1 pseudogene is annotated in these 347 nt (G+C 34.6%); it reads left to right on the top strand.

Going from position 1 to position 347, the window contains the following annotated elements:
• Positions 1–347 (top strand): annotated as a pseudogene (locus tag ACNQ0T_RS23375) (hypothetical protein); the annotation flags it as partial.

Raw genomic sequence — 347 nt, 5'->3', positions numbered from 1 at the left:
GATAAGAATAAAGCAGAAAAAAGAAAAGTTTTCTCCTAAGAAATACTATCAAGGCTCTTTATTTTCTCATTATCGTATGGATGGTATTATACCCCAAAAATACAGCACACTATCTATTACTGGACCGGATGCCATGATGAACTCCATGAAAAAATATTATGAGTCATTGGGAGAGCTTGGACAGTGTCGTTTAGAACAACATAATAATAAATTTAAAGGATTGGGCGATGATTCATTTATGGGGAATCTTAAAGAGGTAGTAGGAGCTTCAGGTCAACACTATGATTGGATTAATCAAAAAACAGTAGGTATAAATGACATTACACCGGATGATGAAAGTACATGGG

It is taken from the genome of Enterobacter cloacae complex sp.6700776 (genome assembly GCF_048284255.1).
GTDB lineage: Bacteria > Pseudomonadota > Gammaproteobacteria > Enterobacterales > Enterobacteriaceae > Enterobacter > Enterobacter intestinihominis.
This window is presented reverse-complemented; position numbering and strand designations above follow the sequence as displayed.